The 19,183-nt window shown below is 57.6% G+C and carries 15 protein-coding genes; 7 read left to right on the top strand and 8 right to left on the bottom strand.

What is annotated here, in order from left to right; genetic code table 11:
- Window positions 1-270 precede the first annotated feature (270 nt).
- A complete protein-coding gene (locus K3555_RS18055; protein ID WP_260006341.1) occupies window positions 271-1,992 on the top strand; it encodes a plasmid recombination protein in 1,722 nt (573 codons plus the stop codon).
- 354 nt (window positions 1,993-2,346) lie between these two features.
- Here the strand turns inward: K3555_RS18055 and K3555_RS18050 are convergent, their stop codons facing one another.
- Genes K3555_RS18050 through K3555_RS18040 form a run of 3 tightly spaced genes read right to left on the bottom strand, consistent with a single transcriptional unit; the run spans window position 2,347 to window position 4,250 of the window.
- Window positions 2,347-3,246, bottom strand: a complete 900-nt coding sequence (locus K3555_RS18050) for a cytochrome c (RefSeq protein ID WP_260006521.1) — start codon at window positions 3,244-3,246, stop codon at window positions 2,347-2,349.
- A gap of 9 nt (window positions 3,247-3,255) precedes the next feature.
- Window positions 3,256-3,855, bottom strand: a complete 600-nt coding sequence (locus K3555_RS18045; protein WP_260006520.1) for a cytochrome c — start codon at window positions 3,853-3,855, stop codon at window positions 3,256-3,258.
- Window positions 3,856-3,908: 53 nt separating this feature from the next.
- Window positions 3,909-4,250, bottom strand: coding sequence for a hypothetical protein (locus K3555_RS18040; RefSeq protein ID WP_260006519.1), 342 nt, complete (start codon window positions 4,248-4,250; stop codon window positions 3,909-3,911).
- Window positions 4,251-4,567: 317 nt separating this feature from the next.
- Here K3555_RS18040 and K3555_RS18035 point away from each other — a divergent pair, with 317 nt between their 5' ends.
- From K3555_RS18035 to K3555_RS18025, 3 genes are all read left to right on the top strand, one after another.
- Entirely contained in the window at window positions 4,568-5,293 is a 726-nt protein-coding gene (locus K3555_RS18035) for a response regulator (RefSeq protein ID WP_260006518.1), read from the top strand.
- A complete protein-coding gene (locus K3555_RS18030; RefSeq protein ID WP_260006517.1) occupies window positions 5,290-6,669 on the top strand; it encodes an ATP-binding protein in 1,380 nt (459 codons plus the stop codon). The genes K3555_RS18035 and K3555_RS18030 overlap by 4 nt, the downstream gene beginning before the upstream one ends.
- A gap of 142 nt (window positions 6,670-6,811) precedes the next feature.
- On the top strand, window positions 6,812-7,252 hold the full coding sequence (locus tag K3555_RS18025) for a cytochrome c (protein ID WP_260006516.1): 441 nt from the start codon (window positions 6,812-6,814) through the stop codon (window positions 7,250-7,252).
- Between the two features lie 64 nt (window positions 7,253-7,316).
- Here the strand turns inward: K3555_RS18025 and K3555_RS18020 are convergent, their stop codons facing one another.
- The 5 genes from K3555_RS18020 to K3555_RS18000 form a co-directional block, all read right to left on the bottom strand.
- Window positions 7,317-8,546: an ABC transporter transmembrane domain-containing protein gene (locus K3555_RS18020; protein WP_260006515.1), complete on the bottom strand. Its 1,230-nt coding sequence runs from the start codon at window positions 8,544-8,546 to the stop codon at window positions 7,317-7,319.
- Window positions 8,547-8,651: 105 nt separating this feature from the next.
- Window positions 8,652-9,146, bottom strand: a complete 495-nt coding sequence (locus K3555_RS18015; RefSeq protein ID WP_260006514.1) for a cupredoxin family protein — start codon at window positions 9,144-9,146, stop codon at window positions 8,652-8,654.
- A gap of 104 nt (window positions 9,147-9,250) precedes the next feature.
- Complete coding sequence (locus K3555_RS18010) at window positions 9,251-9,958, bottom strand: copper resistance protein B (protein WP_260006513.1); 708 nt, start codon at window positions 9,956-9,958, stop codon at window positions 9,251-9,253.
- 28 nt (window positions 9,959-9,986) lie between these two features.
- Complete coding sequence (locus K3555_RS18005) at window positions 9,987-11,762, bottom strand: copper resistance system multicopper oxidase (protein ID WP_260006512.1); 1,776 nt, start codon at window positions 11,760-11,762, stop codon at window positions 9,987-9,989.
- Window positions 11,763-11,940: 178 nt separating this feature from the next.
- On the bottom strand, window positions 11,941-12,264 hold the full coding sequence (locus tag K3555_RS18000) for a hypothetical protein (RefSeq protein WP_260006511.1): 324 nt from the start codon (window positions 12,262-12,264) through the stop codon (window positions 11,941-11,943).
- Window positions 12,265-13,108: 844 nt separating this feature from the next.
- Between K3555_RS18000 and K3555_RS17995 the strand changes: the two genes are divergently transcribed.
- The 3 genes from K3555_RS17995 to K3555_RS17985 are packed head-to-tail and all read left to right on the top strand — an operon-like array spanning window position 13,109 to window position 18,866.
- On the top strand, window positions 13,109-15,310 hold the full coding sequence (locus tag K3555_RS17995; protein WP_260006510.1) for an efflux RND transporter periplasmic adaptor subunit: 2,202 nt from the start codon (window positions 13,109-13,111) through the stop codon (window positions 15,308-15,310).
- The gene (locus K3555_RS17990) at window positions 15,307-18,486 is read left to right on the top strand and encodes an efflux RND transporter permease subunit (protein WP_259996696.1); all 3,180 of its coding nucleotides are present in this window, start codon (window positions 15,307-15,309) and stop codon (window positions 18,484-18,486) included. Before K3555_RS17995 ends, K3555_RS17990 begins: the two co-directional genes overlap by 4 nt.
- A gap of 35 nt (window positions 18,487-18,521) precedes the next feature.
- Complete coding sequence (locus K3555_RS17985) at window positions 18,522-18,866, top strand: copper-binding protein (protein WP_260006509.1); 345 nt, start codon at window positions 18,522-18,524, stop codon at window positions 18,864-18,866.
- Window positions 18,867-19,183 lie beyond the last annotated feature (317 nt).

Here is a 19,183-nt window from a genome sequence, read left to right as displayed (position 1 = left end):
ACAATAAGTCATCCCAGGCCCCCGGCAGGGCGGGTCCAGCAGGCTGCTGGCCGCAGGAAGCTTTTGATGGCGAAGGCCTGAAACAAGCTGACGAGGAGGGGATCGAAGGGGGTATCCCCCTCGCGAACTGGTAAGTTGCAATTCCGGGGCCCAGCCCTGGATTGCAACTTGCCTAGTGAGTACAAGCCTCACAAAAACAAAAATAAGCCTATCGGGATTTTCTTCGTCTTCGCGGAGACTCGGATCAGAGAAGCAGATCCGAGCAGCAAGATGACCCTACAGCCCAAGTTCACCCAAGCCCAGCCCGTAATTCTTGATGAGGCACCGGTTGTGCTGCGCTTTGCAGGCTTGTTTCCGCAGGGCCTCGGCAAGTTCAAGATGCATGACAAGCGCGGCGGCGGCGACCTGGATCATGTCGACCAGGAGCTGTCGCGGCTGAACCAGGTGCTGGCCGGCGGGCCGGGCTGGCAGCAGCAGATACGCGGCGAAATTGCTGAGATGCGCCGTCACAATCACGAGGAGCATTTGCGTGCCCTCAGAGCTAAATCACGCATGAAGGATGCCAGGAAGCTGGAGGCGGAAGGGCCTGCAGACCCCTGGCGGTCCTGCAGCAGGGGCCCGCTGCGCGAAGGCATATTTACTGTCAACAAAGACTGGTTCGGCGGCGCAGGGCTCTCTGAATGGGATCCGGAACGTGTCTCTGCTTTCCGCAAAACCGCCATGTTGTTCCTCCGTGAAAACTTTCCAAATGGTCAGCTGCGCTACGCAAGTGCCCACGTCGATGAGGAGGCTTACCATATCCACTTTGTCGTGGCAGTTTGGACCGAGAAGCCATCCGCCAACCGCGGGCATCAGATCCTGCTGCAGGCATCTGAGAACCCGCTCATCAAAAGCTATGAGCATGCCCAGGATCTTGCCGGAGAGGCCTTCGAGACAATCGGGATCACCAGGGGGGAGCGCCGTGCCGAAGCCCGGCGCCAGGCTCGGGCAGAGGGAAAACCTCTGCCCGAGCGGCGGCAGCATGTGCCGCCGTCAAAGTGGCGTGCCGAGGAGCGCCTCAAGGCGCAGGCAGAGAAAAAACGCATCCTGGGCGATGCCCTGGATGAGGCAAAGGCGGCCGTTGAAAACGGCCGGGACCTGGCCAAGGCCACGGTCAAAAAGTCGCGCAAGCGCGCGGTGAAAGAGGCGCGGGCCCGCAAACAACGGACCGCGCGGGAAACTGCAAAGATGATCCGCCGCCGCGATGCGGCGGAGGCCCAGGCTGTGCAGTTTGAAAAAGCGGCTGACGCCGCGAATGCTCTGAAAGAGAAAATTGTGGCTGAGGTCGGGGCATTGGAGCCGAGGGTTAAGGGGTATGAGGCAAGGGCAGAAGAAGCTGAAGAAAAGTACCGGGCCGAGACGGCAGCGCGGAAGGCCGAAGAGGAAGAACGCGCGCGGGTTATCCAAGAAAGGCAACAGGCCGAGCAGGTGCTGAACGCCGCGAAGGCGGAGAAATCTGATCTGGCCGCTCAGCTGCGGCAGATGGTTCAGCTCCGCGGCCAGGAAGAGAAAGCGGCTGCTGAGGCCCGGGCTGCCCGGCTGGCTGAGGAGAAGAGGCTGCAGGAGGCAGAAGAAAAGGTCCGGTTGAAGGCTGCGGAGGCAGAGGTCATCACGGATGCGATTGAAAGCGGATTGGATCTGGTTGCTGATGGGGCGATTTGCTGGCAGGAGCCATCCCCGGACCAGAAACCACGGCTGGTATGGGGCGTTTCCGCTCCGGATACCAAAGGCGCGCGGGATGAAAAGCTGAAAGAAATCCGTCCAGCAATGCGGATGGTCACGCGCATTGCTCAACTGGTGGCGAGGACCGTGAAACGCGTCCTCGCCAAGGAACGGCAAAAGCTGAAGAGTGACGCGGATTATGTCCGCGGCCTGCGTCAGAAATGGGAACCGGAAGATGCAGCGCGGCTGTCGAGGATCACGCTTGGTGGGATAGACAGCGGACCGAAATAGGGCCGATTGCTGACTTTTGCTGCGTGAAAAGCCAAGGTTTGCTGTGCGGGACAATGCCGTCTTTTGCTCACGCGGCTATTGCTGACGCAGCATTCCCTCGCAGGTGCGGCGCACTTATCGCCGCGTTGCAGCCGATGTCGCCAGAGCGGTTTTTGAAAGCCGATCATTCAGGAGTGGGACATCGGACAGCCAGCAACCCGTTCTCAGCACAGAAAACTGAGCTGTCCGTCAGATCAAGTCTGAAGTTTTACAACTAAAGCATTTCTAATTTAACCTGAGACACTGCGGCCTGCCGACGATTGAGGTTCATACCATCCTTCTTTTGCATGCTAGACCTGCTTTTCGGTAAGTTCCTCAACCACCTGAATGGTCATCAAGGAGGTAGGCCGCCATTGCCTTGCGGTCCTTGTCGGTCAGAAAGGCGGTTCCATAGAGAACAACCTCCCCCATCGTTCCGCCAAATGCGTCGCCATCCGGCATCACGCCAGTACGCAGTGCGTAGGCCAGGCTGTCGACGGTCCAGCCGCGTTTCTGAAGCGACAAGTGGTCTATGGCCGGAGCTTTCCCGCCGCCAGGCAGGGCATCACTGCCCTTGAAGTGCTCTGTGTCTGTTTTCCGGGCTCCGGCCAAATTGCGCCCGGTGTGGCACGCCGCACAATGCGCGGCCCCCTCAACCAAAAGCCGCCCGCGATTCCAAATATCACCGTTCCCAGGGACAGGTTCCGTTCTTGGAGGTTCAAGAAACGCTGCGCGCCAAAGCTTCAGCCCCCATCGCTGGTTGAACGGAAATACCATCTCTTGTTGCCTGGACGGCTGGGCCACGGCCGAAACCGTCTGAAAAGCGGCCCAGAGATCAGCAATGTCCTGATCCGTGAAGTTTCTATAAAACGGGTAGGTGAAGGCCGGATAATAAGGCTGTCCGTCAGGAGAAACACCCTGGCGGACAGCCAGTGCAAATTCTTCAACCGTCCAGCTGCCGAGTCCATGTTCGCTGTCCGATGTGAGGTTGGGCGAGTACAGAGTACCGAATGGAGTTTCGAGTTTTACTCCTCCCGCCAAAGGTGCTCCGCCTTTAGAAAAGTCGGTGTGGCAAGCGATACAGCCAGACGCTCTGGCCAGATAGGCTCCCCGGTTCACATCTCCCTCGAGGTTAAGCTCGCTCAGCGGCTCGCCGATAGGCCAAGCGACCACTGCGGCGAGAGCTGCCGGCGCAGCAACTACGGTGCCAAGGGCAAAACGTAACATGCGCTTCATGTCACGGCCTCACTCCTCACGGAAACGGGTATGGCACGCTGAACAGGTTTGGCTCAGCATCATGAACACACCGTCGGCAGGCATCTGGGACAGGGCCTCAGCGCCTGGACTGCCGCCCATCATTGCGCCGCCCGCCACCATACCGCCCCCCATCATGCTTCCGGAACCCATATGGGATGATCCCATCATTGTGCTGTTGGACATCATGCCCGTCCCTTGGGCTTTTGACATCATCAACCCGTTCTCCGCCGCCGACGCCAGACCATCAGAATAAGTCTGCAGTCTTTCCGCGAGATCGACGAAACCTTCCCAATACGTCCATATTTCAGCCTTGGCTTCAGATGGATGCCCATTTGAGCCCTTCGGAAAGAGCGCCGTCAGGACATCACCCGCATGGGTTCCGATTTTTTTGGCCTCTCTGCGGACTGCGGCTGCATCATAGGCCGTTTTTCCCTGCATCATCGGAGCCAGCACTTTCATGCTGTCTTTCATAACTCCCATGCCATCCATCCGTTCCTTTACGACGCCTGTTGCACCGCTATGGGCATGAGCAGCTACAGCAATGAGCGACGCCAATGCGGCGCCGGAAACCAGTTTGGAAAGTGTCATCTTGTTTTCCTGAAATAGTTTGAGATTGCGCTTTGAAGGCGCAGGATCAGTGTTCAGGAAAGGTAACGGGGAGGCGGCGGATCAAAGCCAGTGATCGTAAACGGCCTCAATAAGGCCAGCGGCATATCATGACGAGAGATCTGCATGCTTGGCCGCATTGAAAGGCAATTGCCTATGAGAACAGCAAAACCACCACAGAGCGAACTGCCATGACAGTGTTCAGTATGGCCACTGCCCGCCTGTTCTTGATCAATGTCCTGAACAGTGACAGCGATATGCGCTCCGCCGCCAGCCCCGTGTGCATTGGCCTGGCTTGCACACAGGAAGATAACTGCGACGAGTAGACCCGCAGCCAGCAACAAATAACCAATTTCCAGTCTGGCAAAGAGGCGCACTGCTCAGTTTATCCCGTTTTCGTGGCTAAGTTCACGGACACAGGCAACGATGCCTTTCCTACCCATCCGGGTCAAGCGGCCGACCGTCGCAATTTACTCTGCCGGACAATACGGCTCGTTCATGTGGGGCCTTAAGTTAATGCACTCGCAGATAAGCAGGAAAGCTCTTCTGCAAGGTAGATAACCTCACACTGCTCGCTCGCTGCTGAGTGTTTTCATTACTGCGCAAACAGGCAAGCTAGCGAAGCTGCCTCTGATACACTTCGCGACAAATCTCTTTCGAACCTTGCCGCAGTGTTGGTATATTTCAAACAAGTATGAGCAACACCCCCCATATTCTGGTGGTCGACGATCACCGTGAAATCCGGTCTGCGGTCACACGTTACCTGGAGAAAAACGGCATGAGGTCCTCCGCCGCCAAAGACGCCGAAGAAATGGATGCGATGCTCGCCTCCGGAAGCTTCGATCTGGTTGTTCTGGATGTGATGATGCCAGGTGAGGACGGGCTGTCCGTTTGCAAACGCTTGTCTGAAGAAGGGCAATTTCCCGTGCTGCTGTTGACCGCCTTGAGCGAGGAGCACGACCGGATCACCGGGCTGGAAACCGGTGCAGACGACTACTTGGCCAAACCCTTTAACCCGCGCGAGCTGTTGGCCCGCATCCGGGCCATCCTGCGCCGTACAGCAAAGGAAGAACCACCCGCAGGCCGCTTGGCAGGAAAACGTGTGAAGTTCGGGCAATGGGTTTTGGATAGCGACAGGCGGGTGATCCTCGACAGCGCAGGACAAGAAACGGCGTTGACCGGCTCCGAATTCAAGCTGCTAGTCGCGCTGCTAGAGCGAAACCGCCTGGTACTGAGCCGCGATCAGTTGATGGATCTGACCGCTGGCCGTGCAGCGGCGCCAATGGATCGGGCAATTGACAATCAGATCAGCCGCCTCCGCCGCAAGATTGAGAGTGATCCCTTGCGCCCGCGCCTGATTACCACGGTTCGCAATGGCGGATACTGCCTGTCCGTGGATATCGAAGTTTTGGATCAATGAGTTTTGTTCCGCGCAGGTTACGGTCGCAGTTAGTGCTTTTGGTCGTGCTGGCGCTGGCCGCCGCACAAGCCGTAAGCCTGTTTTTCTTGTCTGGGGAACGCAGCTTAGCGATCCGGGCTGCAATGAGCACCGAAGCAGCCGGCAGAGCAGCCAATGTCGCAAGGCTGATTGAAGAAGCCCCCCCGTCCCTCCATCCCTCGATAATCCGGGCTGCCAATTCTCCCCTGGTGCGTTTCGAACTGAGCGATGGCCCGGCCGTAACGCACACCTCACATGACACTGATGGTGCTGCCGAGGCACGGGTTCGCGCACTTCTGGGCGGAGACACCAGCCGGGAGATCCGGGCTGAACTGCACGAGACTGATAGTGCTGGACTGCCACTTCCCTATCTGGAACCAGAGATGGCTGAGATCCATCGGGAAATGATGCGCGGCCAGATGCTGGCAATTGAATTGAACCTGTCAATTGCGCTGAGCGATGGCCAATGGCTGAACGCAGCGACATTGTTCGAGCGGCCACCGCTGCAATGGTCCTTACAGCCGACGATCACTTTTGCCCTCAGCGCAGGCTTCATCCTGGCTGCAATTTTTCTGTTTGTGCTGACCCGTGTCACGGCTCCACTGCGCATGCTTTCCTCAGCGGCTGAAAACCTGGGGGGTGAGGAAGCTACTGAACCGCTTCCCGCAGACGGGCCCCTGGAGATACAAGAGCTCATCCATGCGTTCAACAGAATGCAGCATCGAATAACCAGCCTGGTCGCCGAGCGCACCCGGATGCTTGCCGCCTTAGGCCACGACCTGCGCTCGCCGCTGACAGCCATGCGGGTGCGGGCAGAGTTTGTGGAAGACGATGAAACCCGCAGTAGCATGATATCCCTTATCGGGGAGATGCAGAGCATGGTCGAATCAACACTCTCCTTTGCCCGTGGCCTGGCAGACGCAGAGAAGCCTGAAGACTGCGAGCTGGGCAGTTTTCTCCAGGCTTTACGAAACGACATGCTGAACGGTTTTGAACTGCTGCCTGGGGATCCCGTCCAGATCTGCCTGCGGCAGAGCGCCACGCGAAGGGCTCTGCGCAATGTGATTGAAAACGCGTTGAGGTATGGCGGCGCGGCGCAGGTTGAATATCGATTACAGGACGGTGGCGCGGTAGTCACTGTGTCGGACCCAGGACCGGGTATTCCAGAAACTGACTTGGAGCGTGTATTCGATCCCTTCACGCGATTGGAAGACTCTCGCTCGCTTGAAACCGGCGGACACGGGCTGGGGTTGTCGATTGCCCGCACCATCCTGCGTGCGCATGCCGGCAGCCTCACATTGCACAACCAGCCAGAGGGCGGTCTCTGCGCCGTGCTGAAGCTGCCGCTTGGGCAGTGAGACCGGCCAAATTCGGATACATACCGATACAAATCACGGGCCGTACAGGCGTTGACCTTCCTGCGCTGGAAGGCCGCAAACCTAGTGGCCGCCAGGACAGCTCCCGCAACGGTGGCGACTTTGACAATTGGATGGGGAAGACATGAACAGAACGGGCCTTTTACTTGCAATAGCAGTGATTGCCGTCGGCGGATTTGCCATGTGGGGCGTTTCCCGACCAACAGAGCAGAAGCCGGGAGCAGCGGAAGCCATATTGGAGGGCGTAGCTATTGTTGAGGTGAAGCTGCCCGAGACCCTTTCTGAAAACGCGCAGATCGGAAAACACATCTTTGAAGCCAAATGCGCATCTTGCCATGGCGAAAACGCCGCTGGTCAGGAAGGGGTTGCCCCACCGCTAGTTCACAAGATCTATGAGCCAAGCCACCACTCCGATACCGCATTCCTGCTGGCTGCCAAAAACGGCGTTCGAGCACATCACTGGCGGTTCGGAAACATGCCGCCAGTGCCCGGGGTGACTGATGGCGAAGTCAACCTGGTGACACGCTACGTGCGAGAGCTGCAACGCGCAAACGGGATCCACTGAGATCGGACGGACTTGCCAGCATAGCTTTTTCTGCCAGAAGGCTGGGCAGCAGCGCTGCTGGATGTCAGTTTTTCACTGCAGACTCTAAATCCGCTTGCTGCGGTTCCAACAGAAACCCCAGGATCTCCTTGTAGCGTATCCGGGTATCTTCGAGCTGCTGGTAAAAGCGGAACAGCTCTTTCAGCGGAGCTGAGAAATCCTTATGCGCTGCCAACACTGCGATCAGAGCGCCCAGAGTGATGCGTTCCTCAAGCACAAAGTACCCGCCTAGCGAATAAAAGAGGAACGGCGTCAGCGCGGTCAGGAAATTGTTCAACGCCTTGGCAAAGAACTTCACCCGGTTGATCCGCCTGCGGATCGCCTCCAACTGCCGCAACGAGGCCATTGTAAGCAGCACATCTCTGGGGCGGTCCTGTTCAGGGTTCAGCTGTTCCATTAGACCGCGGGTAAGTCTCCGCATCTCCTGAATACGTTCCCGGCTCAGCCGATTTACGATCCGCTGCAAATAAGGCAGCAGAAACAGTTGCAGCGGCAGAACAGTCAGTGCCGCAGCACCCAGGATCGGATCCTGAATGAACATGAACAGCAGGATTGTAAGCAACGTTCCGCCCTGGGTCACCGGAAGCGCAACCAGATCCGCTGCAAAGCCGCCAATCGGCTCTGCTTCCTGTCCCAAAATTTGCGGAAGCTCGCTTTTTCGCGGGCGGCCGGCTTGTTTGCGCCAACGACAATAGATGAGCAGCCGGAGACGTCTGAGACAGCGTTCGGCAAGCCGCCCTTTCAGCACATTCAGCAGGTACTTCCCGACACCGTTCAGCGTGATTGTCAGCAGAAAAACACCGCTTAGAACTGCCAGATGCTGTGTAGCAGTCAGATCATATCCCAACAGTCTCAGAGGTGCGTGCGATTTGCTCAATACGTTATTTACGATTTGCTTGGGCAGTTCCAACGATAGATACAAAACAGGCAACAAAGACAGGCTCAGAAGCATCAGGGAAAACTGATGCCGGCGCGTGGTCCGGACAATGTGGGTAACTAGGTTCCGGTCAAGACCGGCGACGGACACGGTCATCGAGTTCGCAAGGCTGGCGGAGGAACGCGCGAGCCGCAAATGGAGCGCCCGGCCGAGCAGCGCAGCCGCAGAGACTGCCAGCAGTGCCGGGGCCAGCAGTAGAACCAGATGCATTGCTGGATGCAGCCATTCCGGCGAGGCTTCATTAAGTCTGAAGCCCAGCCAATTCGCGACGCCATGGACGAAGGAGAAGAGTTCTAGAAAAGATTGCTCGGCGGGCATTGAACACAGTCGGCAAAAGGAAAGAAAAGGCGCGGCAAATCAAAAGATTTACCGCGCAGTGGGGCGCCAGCTGCATTTTCGTGAGTGATATGGCGCCCGGGAGTGTTACTCTATAGCGACTTTTCCATACATGCCGGATTCATAGTGGCCCGGGATCAGGCAGGCGAATTCGAATGTTCCGCCATTGCTGAAGTTCCAGATGATTTCGCCGCGCTTGCCGGGGGCCAGGGTGACGGCGTTCGGCGTGTTGTGCATTTCCATCTGCTCCGACATGGCCTGCTTGTGCATGGCGTTGCGCTCCGGCGTGTCCAGGACGAATTCGTGGTCCAGTTCGCCTTTATTTACCACCATAAAGCGGATGGTTTCGCCCTGCTTGAACTCCATGGCAGAGGGCGTGAAGATCATCTCGCCGTCGTCGGTTTCCTTCATAATCACTTTCACTGTGCGGTTGACCTTGCTGCGGTTCCCCGGCATGCCGGCCGCCATCTGTTCGCCATGGCTGCCATGGGCGCCATGGCCGTCGCCGTGGCCTGATACACCGGCCAGAACAGGGGTGCTGGCCAGGGCGGCCAGCGCCGCGGAAAGGAAAAGCTTCTTCATTGGTATCTCCTTGATCTAGAGAGGGGGAATTGCCCTTCCGCCACCTGAACTATGGCGGAAAGGGGATGCACCTGGCCGGGCTGTCCCGGCCGGGCGCAGTAGCTTCAGAACATCAGGCGGGTCCCGAAGACGACCGAGAATACACCGTTCTCTTCACCGCTGGCGCGCAGCAGACCCGCCGTGCCGCCAAAGGATTCCTCGTAGTTGACGCCGATGTAGGGAGAGACCGCCCGGTCGATCAGATCGTAGCTCAGCCGAAGCCCGGCTTCGACCGTGGCGCCGCCAGCCGCTTGATCGTAGGCTGGATCATCCTGCAGCGGCACTGTCAGCTCGAGGTTCGGAGTCAGGATCAGGCGGTTGGTCAGCGCAGCCTCATACTCGCCCTCGAACCGGAAGAATGAGTTGTCCGAGAGGTACAGGTCGGCGTCGATTTCGAACCACTGCGGCGCCAGCCCTTTGAGGCCCAGAACCGCATTGTAGCGGTCCGGAAGACCGTCCGGCATGCTGGCTTGCACCCCGGCCACCGCATCAAAGAAGGTGGAAACCGGGAACTGCAGCCGCAGTTGGTTTTCCAGGGCCTCGAACCCGCCTGCGCCCTGAATCCGCTCGCCTTCACTGCGCCAGACAAGCTTCAGCTCATCGTTGCCGATCAGGGCGTCGAAATCCCAGACGAACGTGTCCGCGCCGTCGCTTTTCCGGTATTCCAGCTGCTCTGCCTGAAAGCCGTAGATCAGCTGCTCTGCTCCGGCAGGGGCGGACCAAAGTGCCGCCGCGCCGGCCGCGGCAAAGGCCGCGTTGCGTGTTTTGCTCATGTTTGCGTCTCTTTCTGATCTTGCAGGGTCAAGCCGGGCCGCCTTCGACGATTACTTTGCGGAACATGCCCGCGTCGGCGTGGTAGGAGAGGTGGCAGTGGAAGGCCCACTGGCCAGTCGCATCGACTTCGGTTTCGGTGTAGACGGTGGTGCCCGGCGCGATGCTGACGGTGTGCTTGATGGGATCCCTGCGGCCTTTACCGGTATCCAGGATCGTCCACATACCGTGCAGGTGCATCGGGTGGGCCATCATGGTTTCATTGACGAATTTGAACCGGACCCGTTCGCCGTACTTCAGCCGCAGCGGCTCGGCCTCCGAGAGTTTCTTGCCGTTGATCGACCAGATGTAGCGCTCCATATTGCCAGTGAGGCGCAGCTCGATCTCGCGTGTCGCCGGACGGTCCCTATAGAGCGGCCGTCGGGCGCTTAGGTCATTATAGGACAGGAATTTTCCGCCGTTTGCCGCGCTGGGGGTCAGCCCGCTGCCTGCCGCATAAAAGCCTTCCTGTTCGCCGGCCATCACCATCTGATGCCCGTTGTGGTTCATCCCGGCCATCGCGCCGCTTTTGGATGTCTTGGCCCCGCTCATTTTGTGCTGGCTATGGTCCATTCCAGCCATGGACGGGCTGTCAGAGGCGACCGACATCTGGTGCTGGCTGTGATCCATGCCCGGCATCATCATGACACTGTCCGACATGCCGGTGTCGCTGCGCATCACATGGCCTTCCATGCCCATGTCACCCATCATGCCGGCCATATCGGCCATAGTTAGCCGCGGCTTGGGGCGCATTTCGGGGACCGGTCCGGCCAGCCCCTCGCGCGGCGCCAGGGTGCCGCGCACCATCGCGGTGCGGCCCATGGATTCTGCGACAATGCTGTAGGGCCGGTTTTCCCGAGGCTGTACAATCACGTCATAGGTCTCAGCCACCGCGATACGGAGCTCATCCACTGCGACCGGCTTCACGTCATTGCCGTCTGCCTGCACCACGGTCATTTTCAGACCGGGAATCCGCACATCGAAATAGGCCATCGCAGACGAGTTGATCAGCCGCAGCCGGACTTTCTCGCCTGGCTTAAACAGGCCAGTCCAGTTCTGCGCGGTGCTCTGGCCATTGATCATCGGAGCAAAGCCCTGAACGTCCTCAATGTCGGTGGGCATCATCCGCATCCGGCCCCACATCTTGCGGTCTTCCAGCGCCGCTTTCAGCCCCATGCTGCCGGAATCCTGGATCAGGTCCAGCAGGGTGCGCTGCGAGCGGTTGTAGTAGTCCGCCGACATCTTGAGATTCCGCATGATCCGCTTGCCGCGGTGCGGGTGGGTGTCGGTCAGCTGTACTACATAGTCGCGGTCTGTCTGTACTGTCTCGCCGCGCTTCGGTTCGATGACGATGGCGCCATAGGCCCCGTCCGGTTCCTGGAAGCCGGAATGGCTGTGGAACCAGTAGGTGCCTGCCTGCACAATCGGGAACTTGTAGGTGAAGGTTTGGCCCGGCTTGATGCCGTTAAAACTGATCTTCGGCACCCCGTCCTGATCGAACGGAAGGATCAGCCCGTGCCAGTGAATGGAGGTGTTTTCGCGCAAGTTGTTGGTCACATTGAACGTGACCTCTTCGCCTTCCTTTAAGCGCAGGATCGTCGGGGTCTGGCTGTTGTTGTAGCCGACACCGGACTTGCGGAAGTCCCCGGCGTTGATGCGGATCTTGTCCACAGAGATGTCATAGGTCCCGGCCTGGGCCGCGGCGGCGGCGGACAGGGCAAGTGCGGCACCGGCAATGGCCGTGCGCCAAGGTGCGATGGGTGGCATCGTCAATCCTTTGGTCTGTTGAGATGTTGATCAGTTGGCCCCTGCAGGCATCCGCAATCGCAGTTTTTTACGCGCCGGAATCAGCCGAAGCAGCATTCACTCATAGAACGGTGCAATTGCACGCTGCTGCAGTCCTCAAGCGAAGGGAATGGCAAGCAGTGGTCTCAGGTGCTTAGGATCACGTTTTGGGAGGTGGAAGGTGCGCTTCGGGCACCACAGAAGCCAAGCCGGAATCATTCAGGACGACCGTCAGCTTTCCTGCTTTTTCTGTGATGGAAACTTGCTGCCAGGGCTGCAGTGCAACCGGCACCTCACAGGCCGCAGCCTTGTGGCATAGGCCGGGGTAGGAATGGCTGTGCCCGTCTGCCGTTTCATGCTGGGCAACAGGAGCAGCCTCTGCCTGACTTTCTACTTCTGCAGTCAGGGGCGCGAAAAGCGCGGACAGCACCAGCAACAACGCCAGCGTCAATGATGCCCACAATTTTCCCGCTTTTGAGCGCATCAAAACAGCTCCGTTTGCTTTCGCTCTATCTAGCTAGCCAGTGCGGGTCTCCAACTCAAGGATACGTTTTGATACATTTGCGAACCGGGTGCGCTTTTGTCAGTTCGCCACAAAACGTTCTGCACCTTTGCGGTCTTTCTGAGCAGAGAGCGATCATCAGTGCTTCTAAGAAAAGAAAGGCTGAGGAGAGCCCAAATGATGCGCAGGGAAGCTGCTGTCCAGGCTTGGGAGACAACGCGCTCAATGCATTACTCCGGTAATACCCGCTTAGGACCAGGGAACCTGATGGTCTTCATTTCGCACCGGAAGGGGTTGCGCCAAAGAAAATTTTCATTATGTGCCACGCTATGGCAGTTACTGGGTTCAGGAGTGACTTCGGTCGGTTGATACGCACCTTTGCGTCAACCATCCTTGTTGCTGTGGTTTTCCTGAACACGCTTGCGGTAATTTCTGCTCATGCATCGCTTCCCGCAAAAACCACCGTAGCTGTTTCTGACGCACAGCACGAGAATTGCACTTTGCACAAAGTGGCAAAACGAATGCAGCACGGGCACCATCAAAATGGCGCCTGTGAAACCCCTGGTGAAGAACGGCATGCCACTTGTTCAGTGACTGTCTGCTGTTTTCATGAATTCAACGCAGCACCAATTCTGTCTGTTGAGCGCCGCCTGGTATCAGTTCAACTCGTGATAGCGAGCTCGGCTGGAGTGGTTTCCAGGTCAGAGCTCCCGCATGATCGTCCTCCCCGTTCAATCTGATTGAATCCGCTTGGCGCTCAATCGAGTGCGCCATCTGTTTCTGATCAGACAAGGCTTGCATGCCGCAAGCCAAAACGAGGTTTTCCATGCGTGGACGCTATTTAGCTCTCGGTATTCTTGCGCTTGCTGCAGGGGTTGCTGGAGGCATCTCTCTCGAAAAACTTTTCCTCAACCCGTCGTCAATGACCGGGGCAAACGAGGCCGAAATCTTGTATTGGGTTGCACCGATGGATCCGAACTTCCGGCAACCGGGGCCGGGTAAGTCCCCCATGGGCATGGATCTTGTCCCTGTATATGCAGGCCAAGAGCCTTCCAGCGATCCTGCAGAAGTGCAGCTATCTGCGGCAGAGATTAACGCCATTGGCGTCCGTACCGCGATTTCACGCATGTCCGAGGTTTCCGGCAAGATCGAAACCGTTGGTTTCGTCGGCTATGACGAGCACCGGACAAGCCATGTTCACACTCGCGTGGACGGTTGGATCGAAATGCTGAATGTGCGCGCTGTTGGAGACCCCGTTCAAAAGGGCGATGTCTTGTTTGAGATGTTCTCTCCTCAGATCGGCTCGTCAGCCGGTGATCTGGTTCGCGCCATTGAGGCGAGAAACCTTCAGATCATTGATGCTGCCCGTAACAAACTACGCAGTCACGGCATGTCTGACAGGCAAATCGAGCGTATTGCAACCAGCGGCATTCCCGAGCGCAACATTGAAGTCGAGGCTCCTCAGGACGGCGTTGTGATTTCACTTGAGGCTGCGGACGGAATGTTTCTGCAGCCCGGTACACGCGCTGCATCGCTGACAGAGCTTTCAACCGTTTGGCTAATTGTCGATGTTTTTGAGCGCGACATTGCAAAGCTGACTGACAATATGCTTGCTGAAGCGCGTTTCGAGCATCTGCCCGGCCGTGTCTTCAAAGGTTCAGTTGACTACATCTACCCTGAACTTGACGCAGTAACCCGGACTCTTCCCGTTCGCTTGCAATTTGACAACTCCGACATGCTGCTACGCCCGAACATGTTTGGCACGGTCAGCCTGATCCCGTCAGAAAACCGCATGGCGCTCACGGTCCCGACCGAGGCTGTTATCCGAACCGGCGCCGCAGAACGGGTGATACTGAAAACCGGCGACGGCACTTTCAAACCCCGCCTCATCACCGCGGGGCTGCGTGACAATTTCGGCGGCGGCGGGCGGACAGAAGTCGCACAAGGGCTGGCGCCGGGGGAAGAGGTTGTTGCCTCGGCCCAATTCCTGATCGACAGCGAAAGCGCACTGAGCGCCGGGCTCATGCGCATGGCGCCGACTGACGAGGCCCCTGCACGTGGATCAGGCGAGCTGGCTGCGCTGGATCCTGAGGCCCGGACCGCACAGATCCGGCACGGAGCCCTGGACAGCCTCGACTGGCCGGAAATGACGTCTAGTTTCCCGATCCGGGCTGATGTTTCTCTTTCGCGTTTGGCTGAAGGTCAACAGGTGTCGTTTCGGCTGTCTCGTGGAGCAGATGGCCTGCTCGGGCTCATTGAGCTTGGTCCAGACGACGGTGTTGCTGCCACAGGCACCGGCATTGTGAGTGGCGTGACAACGGACGGAAAGCTGTCGCTCTCACATGAACCTATTCCGGAACTCGGCTGGCCTGCAATGCAAATGGATATGCCAGTGGCAGGCCTAGACACTGCCGAAGTACCCCTGGATGTGCCAGTCGAGTTCGATCTCTCAAAAAGTGATGACGGGATGTTCACCATTACCGCTGTCCGGGCTGCAGGCTCCCAGCCCATTGCAGACACACCTCCAGAGACCAATGAGCCAAACACCTCCGAGGGAGCTTCAGAGGTTCTCGTTTCAGGAACCATTGACCAGGTCGACGCGGAAACCCGCATGGTCACGATAACTCACGGCCCTATCATGGAAATTGGCATGCCAGGCATGACCATGAATTTCCAAGTGGGTGAAGAGCTGGAAATTACCAGCCTTCCGGTCGGCAAAGAAGTGGCGCTGACCTTTGCGCGGCCGAGCGGCATGACCATGGTGCTCACCGGGGTAGAAACGGTCTCACCGCCGATGGAGGTGTTGGGCAAGATCAATAGTGTCGACTCCGCAACGCGGACGGTGAACATCACCCACGGTCCAGTGACGCAGATTGGCATGCCGGGAATGACCATGGACTTCTCGATTGATCCAGCCCTCGACTTAACTGGATTGCCGGATGGACAAGAAGTGACTCTGCTTTTCACCCAGAATGCAGACTTCTCAATGACCCTGGTAGGCACAAAGCCGGTTGAGGTGACTCAATGATCGCTTCTGTAATACGGGCTTCTGTTGCAAATCGCTTCGTAGTTCTAGCACTTGCAGTCATGATGGGCGTGATCGGTGTCTGGGCGGTCCGCGAAACTCCCGTAGATGCTATTCCCGACTTGTCGGATGTTCAGGTCATTGTCCGCACGCCTTATGCCGGGCAAGCCCCCCAGGTCGTTGAAGATCAGGTCACTTACCCCATTGCCACTGCCATGCTTTCTGTGCCCGGAGCCAGTGACGTGAGGGGGTTTTCCTTTTTCGGCGACAGCTACGTCTATGTCGTTTTTGAGGACGGCACGGACCTTTACTGGGCTCGCACCCGCGTTCTCGAATATCTGGGTCAGATTACTGCGAACCTTCCAGAAGGGGTTTCGCCCCAGCTCGGGCCGGATGCAACCGGTGTCGGCTGGATCTATCAATATACGCTTATTGACCGGACAGGCGGGCACGACCTGGCCCAGCTGCGGACACTCCAAGACTGGTTTCTAAAGTATGAGCTGCAAACCGTCGATGGTGTGTCCGAGGTCGCAACCATAGGCGGGATGGTCAAACAGTATCAGGTCGTTGTGGACCCGAACAAACTGCGAGCCTTTGACGTCACCCTGCCGCAAATCCGCAGTGCCATTCAAAACGCCAACCGCGAGACCGGCGGTTCTGTGATCGAAATGGGCGAGGCGGAATTCATGATCCGCTCTACTGGTTATGTTGATGAACTGGCGGACCTGGCCAAAGCACCGCTTATGGTCAACGAACGCGGTGCAGCACTGACAGTTGGCGACGTGGCAGACATCCGCCTTGGGCCGGAAATGCGGCGCGGCGTCGGGGAGTTTAACGGCGAAGGCGATGCCGTTGGCGGTGTCGTCATCCTGCGGTGGGGCGGGAACGCCCTGGCCACGATCAAGGCTGTTGAGGCGCGTATCGAAGAGTTGCGGGCAAACCTGCCTGAAGGCGTTGAGCTTGTCACGACCTACAACCGCGCGGGCGTTATCGAGCGTGCAATCGAGAATCTCGAAACAAAGCTGACCGAAGAATTTATCGTTGTCATTCTGGTCTGTGCAGCCTTCTTGCTGCACATTCGCTCGTCCCTGGTGATCCTTCTGTCACTGCCTCTCGGCATCTTTGCCGCCTTCATCATCATGAAGCTGCAGGGGGTGAATGCCAACATCATGAGTTTGGGCGGGATTGCCATCGCCATCGGCGCGATGGTGGATGCGGCCATCGTCATGATCGAAGCCATGCATCGAAGGCTAGAGAAGGAAAAGCTGACCAATCAGAACCGCTGGCGCCTCGTCACCGAATGCGCAACCGAAGTAGGGCCAGCACTTTTCTTTTCCCTGGCAATCATCACCGTGAGCTTCTTGCCGGTCTTTGTTCTGGAAAGCCAGGAAGGGCGGCTTTTCAAGCCGCTGGCCTTCACAAAGACCTACGCAATGGCAGCGGCGGCGATCCTTTCCATCACGCTGGTACCAGTTCTGATGGGGTACTTTGTGCGCGGCCGGATTCTTTCGGAGCACAAGAACCCTCTGAACCGTATCGTGATCTGGATATATCGGCCCTTTCTGGATGCTGCTGTCGCGTGGCCCTGGGCCACGACGTTGCTTGCCGGTGTGCTCGTCGCTTCCATGTGGTGGCCGCTGCAGCGTATCGGAACCGAGTTCATGCCAGAGCTGAACGAGGGCGATTTCCTCTACATGCCGACACTGTATCCCGGTGTTTCCATCGGCAAGGCACGCGAAGTGCTGCAGCAATCTGACCGGCTGATTGCTACGGTCCCTGAGGTCGCGACGGTGCATGGTAAGCTTGGACGCGCCGATACCGCCACGGATCCCGCTCCGCTCACAATGATCGAGACGACGATTCAGCTGAAACCTGAATCCGAATGGCGCGAGGGCATGACGATGGAAGGCATACGCGGCGAGCTCGACCGCGCCGTGCAAATTCCTGGTGTGACCAACGTCTGGATTCAGCCGATTAAGAACCGCATCGACATGCTTGCCACAGGGATCAAGACACCCGTCGGCGTCAAAATCTCCGGCGCTGATTTGAGCGTCATCGAGCAGATTGGTGTCGATATCGAGCGCGTGGTTGCAGGTATCGACGGCACGGCATCAGCCTATGCAGAGCGGCCAGTTGGAGGACGCTTTGTGGAGATCGACGTCAACCGCGATGCCGCTGCGCGCTATATGATGAGCGTGCGTGAAGTGCAGGATGTCGTTCAGACCGCCATCGGCGGGATGCAGGTGTCGGAATCCGTGGAAGGTCTCGAGCGGTTTCCAATAAACCTTCGCTACCCCCAGGAGTGGCGAAACAGCCCCGAACGCCTGCGCGACCTTCCGGTGGTCACACCGTCCGGTGCGCATATCCCCTTTGGCAACCTAGCAGAGGTTAAAGTGGTGGATGGGCCCGGTATGATCCGGTCTGAAAACGCACGCCGCACTGGTTTTGTCTTCATCGACATCGCGGGCCGGGATCTGGGAGGCTACGTAACCGAAGCCCGTCGACTGGTCGTCGACGAAGTGGAATTGCCGCCTGGCTACTCGATCACATGGTCCGGTCAGTACGAGTACATTGAGCGCATGCAGGAGCGGCTGAAGCTGGTAGCGCCGGCCACGCTGCTTATCATCACACTGATGCTATTTTTGGCCTTCAATCGAGTAATCGAGGTTGGGATCATCCTTGCCGCGTTGCCGGTTGCCCTCGCAGGAGGTGTCTGGTTCCTGTGGTACTTAAGCTTCGACATCTCTGTCGCTGTTCTGGTGGGGTTCATTGCGCTGGCCGGTGTCGCGGTTGAAACCGCGATTGTTATGCTGCTGTATCTCAATCTAGCTTGGGAAAAGCGAAAAAACCTCGCGGCTGAGGCACAGCGCAAATTGACAACCGATGATGTCGAAGAGGTGGTATTCGAAGGCGCACTTCTACGAGTACGCCCCAAAGTGATGACGGTGGCGACAATCTTCGCCGGTCTAATTCCGATCATGTATGGCCAAGGCACCGGTTCGGAGATCATGCAGCGCATTGCAGCCCCGATGGTAGGCGGGATGGCGACTGCCACGCTGCTAACCCTTTTCGTCATTCCTTCAATCTTTGTGATCTGGAAGCGATTGGCTCTTACCCGGGTCAACCGAACCCTGCTGCAGGAACCCGGCCGAGAGGCATCACCAGTACCGGCAGAATAGTCAGAAATGTGAAATCACCCCAAGAGGACAATTCAATGAAAAAACTTGCTGTAACCCTTGCCACCTCGCTTTTGGCTGCACCAATCGCTTCCGCTCAGACGAGCCCTAGCACTATGGACCATTCCAACATGGGGATGAGCGATGCTCAAATGGAAGGTGCTGTTCATGCGAAGGCAACCATCAATTCGATTGGCGAAAACTCTGCAAACGTCAGCCACGAGCCGATCCCCGAAATCGGTTGGCCTGCAATGACAATGGATCTCACTCTAGCCTCAAGTGTTCAAATGACGGATGATGTATCAGAAGGCGCTTTGGTCACACTGATGCTGATTAAGAACGACAACGGAATGTACGAGATTGGCGCTATCATGCTTGAGTAAGAAGAAAGGTGAGTGGCAGGTGACATTATCTCTGCCACTCGCCAAGACCGCAAAATGCAAGGCGGAAACCTTTGTCCTTCTCTCTACAAACCGACGTATTTTCCGTGAGGGTCTAGCCATCGAAGCAATTCTAGCGAACATGGTATTGAGAGCTATCCACGCATGCCTCCGCGCTCAGAAGACTGGTTCCGACTTAAAGCTGGCAACGTAAAGTGGGCAGTAGAAAGCCCGCTTCCCGACCATCGAGCCTGAGACAGCCATTCTTTGCCGCGCCTGCGACGAATGGCCGGAAAGTCTCGATCTTGCGATATAAATCC

The sequence above is a fragment of the Leisingera sp. M527 genome, assembly GCF_025141525.1.
Classification (GTDB): Bacteria; Pseudomonadota; Alphaproteobacteria; order Rhodobacterales; family Rhodobacteraceae; genus Leisingera.
Note: the sequence above shows the minus strand (reverse complement) of the source record. Positions and strands in the feature narration are given on the sequence as shown.